The following is a 3,621-nucleotide window of genomic DNA, read 5'->3' on the forward strand; positions in this document are numbered from 1 at the left end:
ATTGACCACAAGAGCTTCGCGGTTTCGTGCCCGCTCGCCCTGCAAAGCAGCGCCTTGTATCCGATTCTTGTTCATCGGCTCGCAGTTTCGCTCCACGCTTCCTCACCACAGTCGGTCGCCCTTCCGCAGTTGCGCTTCGCTTCGCTCGCTGTGGTCAGCTCGCGGCGGGACTTGCACCCGCAAGAGTGCGCCCATGCTGGGCGCACACGAAAAAAAAGCTCCCGTTGGGGAGCTTTTTTCCTACTACTGGCGGAAAGGGTGTCCGCCCCTAACTCATCCATTAAGATCCAATAAGAGACACCTCCCTATGAAATTGCGGGGCTACGCGACTATTGATAGTCCAGTGCGGCACATTGGAGTAGACTAAAATCCAGCAACTGCGTGTGGGTACAAACGGGGGTACAGATGGGAAGGTCAGTCGAAAAATTGAGCGCACTCGCGGTCAGCAAAACCAATGCGCCTGGGTATTATGGCGACGGCGCCGGCCTGTGGCTACAGGTTTCGAAGTCAATAACGAAGAGCTGGATTTTTCGATACACGCTTGCGGGCAAGCAGCGCGAAATGGGCTTGGGCGCCCTGCATACGGTCACACTATCTGAGGCAAGAGCGAAGGCGAAGTCATGCAGGACTCTCCTCCTGGCCGGACGGGACCCGCTCGATGAACGGAAGGCGACGCAACTTGTTGATGCGCTAGAGCGGGCGAAGATGATCACGTTTGATCAATGTGCGACCGCATACATCGCCGCACACCGAGGCAGCTGGAAAAGCGCCAAGCACGCGGCGCAGTGGGAGAGCACGCTGGCTACTTATGCCGGCCCGATCATCGGTGCCATGCCGGTAGCGGCCGTTGATACGGCTTTGGTCGTCAAGGTTCTGAGCCCAATTTGGCAGGAAAAGACCGAGACCGCAACCAGGTTGCGCGGCAGGATTGAAAGCGTGCTCGACTGGGCGACGGTAAGCAAGTATCGGATTGGCGAAAATCCGGCGCGCTGGCGCGGGCATTTGGACAATTTACTTGCGGACCCGAACAAGGTATCAAAGGTGGAGCATCACCCTGCCCTGCCATGGCAGGAATTAAGCGGCTTCATCGCAGAGCTTCAGACACGCGAAGGAGTTGCCGCGCGCGCCGTAGAATTTGCGATCCTGACGGCCACGCGGTCTGGCGAGGTACGCGGCGCCACGTGGGGCGAAATTGATATGCAGGCCGCTGTATGGACCATTCCTGCCGAGCGTATGAAGGCTGGACGAGAACACCGTGTGCCACTATCGTCCGGCGCGATTGGGCTGCTCCGGCGTGCCTCAGGGCGCGAGGGGATTATCTTCCCTGGTAGAGGGGTTGGCACATCAATGTCGGACATGAGTCTGACGGCAGTTCTACGCCGCATGGGACGGAACGACATCACCATTCATGGCTTCAGGTCGACTTTCCGCGATTGGTGCTCCGAGTCAGTCGGTAACACGTTCCCTCGCGAAATCTGCGAGCATGCGCTGGCGCACAGTCTGCCGGATAAGGTTGAGGCAGCCTACCGACGCGGGGACCTACTGGACAAGCGAAAGGTGTTAATGCAGACGTGGTCCGATTTTTGCGCGGCGCCCCCAAAGTCGAGCGGAACTACGCCGGCATGAGGGGCTACGTCGCGCCGAAGCATCTGACGAGAAAGATTGTTCAGCCAAAATATCCAACGATACGAGTTCGACCGACCATTCCTGTGGCTGGCCACCATCTTCCCGAGGCGCCGTCAGGCCCTAGAACAGCATTCGGTTTCCGTGCATGGTCGTTAGCCGCGCATGGTAGAGCACTGGAATGATAGGTTTCATTTGTGCGTCGTTAGGGTCGGCTAACTTCCGCTCTGTCCGATCAGCCACCCTGACAAGTATCATGTCGCCGCGAGCGCCCGGATCTGCACCGATGGCACGCTCCGTCATTCGCGCGCCATTGCGGCGCAGTATTTTTACGTGAGCTTTCATTGCGACATTATAGTCGCACCTATCTGTTCTGATAGTACTAAGCAACGGACACGCGGCCCATCATGACTGCATAAGTTCACTCTATGGACAACTCCTACCAATGGATTACAGCCGTGGCAACCGATGCTATTGAAGCCATGGTAAAGCACCCGCGCGACACCATCATCTGCAACGCAGACGCGGTGCGCGCTATCGCCGTCGGCGTCTACTTTTCTTGGGCGCGACACGTTGGAAAAGCGGCGCGACCAGAGGACATAGGCCGAATGGAAAGTATGATCAGCGGCATGGCGGAACCTAGCAGATAGCACAATTTTTGCGTCTCAGCTGCACCCTGCAATGACGGCTTCGAGCTGGCCTTCGTACTTCAGATGCGTCGGCTTGTCGCGCGCGAGTGCGAGTACCTTTTCGCCGTCGCTCGATTCAGGCTTGAGCTTCTCCGTTTCGTAGACCGGGCGCGTCAGCTTGTCCTTCACGCAGGCGGCGTAGACCGGCACCTTGACCTCTTGCGTGACTGACTTGGTCGCGCAGCCGGCGAGCATAAGCAGAATGAGCCACTTCATTTGATCGCCTCCAGAATCGCGTTCACTGCGGGCATGGCCTCGTCACAGGTCGTCGCTTTAGCGCCCTTGATTCGTTCGAGCGCGCCATCGAAGCGCCGACCATTAGCTGCGGCGATCTGCTGCGCTGCCTGCCCGCGCGCCTCAGCTTCCGCCTTCTGCTTTGCCAGCGACTCGACTGCGCGGTTCTGCTCTCGGATGGCGAGTTGGTATTGGGCGCTGATCGTGCGCTCGACGGCCAGCTCGGTGCGCGCCTGGTCGCGATCAAGCGCTGCCATGTGCCAGTTGTAGCCCAAGTATGCGCTCGATGCCACGGAGGCGACGAGGATGCCGATAGCGGCCGCTTTCCAGATGCCGCTGACTGCGGCGCTGGTGACGTTGGTTAAGAGGCTCATTGGGCCGCCAAACATGCGGCGTGCCGCTCTTTTTGCCGCGTCCAGACGCCCGCGCAGACGCGATTGCCGGGGATGGAGCAATCGAACCCGCCGGACTTGTTGTACAGCAACAGTGAGTGACACGCGATCCGGTAGTTGCGGGCGAGCAGGTGGCGGCGCATTGACGATGCACGCCAAGCCCCGGCGCCATACTGATACGCCCAGTCCATGTAGATGTTGTACTCCTCCGGATGCATCTCAACGCCCGGCAGGGTGGCGCGGAATGCCGTCTCCTCTTTGGTGATGTGGGCGGTAGCCAATTGAACAGCGCGAACCGGCGTGATTTTGTCGCCCAACCTTACGGGGCGACCATCCTCCCAGAACGTCGAGCCGAAACCCACAGTAGGCCGATCATTCTTGGTCGGGATCACTGCCGTTTCGGTGTAATGCTCCTTGTAGACCAGCGCCGAAAACATCGACAGCGATACAGCCAGGCCGGCGATGCCGACGCGCATTCTATTTGCCATCGCTCAACTCCTTCTGCGCCATCACGCGCGCCACCATTGCCGCCGTCGTCGCAAGGCCCGAAAGCATAGCAAACGCGCCGGTTGGAATGCCGTCAGGCTTGACCATGCCGACATAGACCTCAAGCGCGCCCAGGACGAGCGCAGCCGCGTTGAATTTCAGGCTCCATGCCTTCTTGACGATTGCGCGCCAGTCGC

Annotated in this window: 5 protein-coding genes; 1 reads left to right on the forward strand and 4 read right to left on the reverse strand. The window is 59.3% G+C overall.

Annotated features, from left to right (window positions below; translation table 11 throughout):
• Positions 1-405: 405 nt before the first annotated feature.
• Positions 406-1,626: a tyrosine-type recombinase/integrase gene (locus CR105_RS27045; RefSeq protein ID WP_099794033.1), complete on the forward strand. Its 1,221-nt coding sequence runs from the start codon at positions 406-408 to the stop codon at positions 1,624-1,626.
• A gap of 662 nt (positions 1,627-2,288) precedes the next feature.
• Here the strand turns inward: CR105_RS27045 and CR105_RS27060 are convergent.
• From CR105_RS27060 to CR105_RS28600, 4 genes are all read right to left on the reverse strand, one after another.
• A complete protein-coding gene (locus CR105_RS27060; protein ID WP_099794038.1) occupies positions 2,289-2,528 on the reverse strand; it encodes a hypothetical protein in 240 nt (79 codons plus the stop codon).
• Positions 2,525-2,920 carry a hypothetical protein gene (locus CR105_RS27065; protein ID WP_099794040.1) on the reverse strand — a complete coding sequence of 132 codons (396 nt, stop codon included), beginning with the start codon at positions 2,918-2,920 and terminating at the stop codon, positions 2,525-2,527. The genes CR105_RS27060 and CR105_RS27065 overlap by 4 nt, the downstream gene beginning before the upstream one ends.
• Positions 2,917-3,426 (reverse strand): glycoside hydrolase family protein, encoded by a 510-nt coding sequence (locus CR105_RS27070; protein WP_099794042.1) that lies wholly within the window; start codon positions 3,424-3,426, stop codon positions 2,917-2,919. Before CR105_RS27070 ends, CR105_RS27065 begins: the two co-directional genes overlap by 4 nt.
• Positions 3,416-3,621, reverse strand: a 206-nt coding sequence (locus CR105_RS28600; protein WP_099794044.1) for a DUF7940 domain-containing protein, incomplete at its 5' end; no start/stop codon positions are given. The genes CR105_RS27070 and CR105_RS28600, both read right to left, overlap by 11 nt.

This window comes from Massilia eurypsychrophila (genome assembly GCF_002760655.1).
Classification (GTDB): Bacteria; Pseudomonadota; Gammaproteobacteria; order Burkholderiales; family Burkholderiaceae_D; genus JAFCUW01.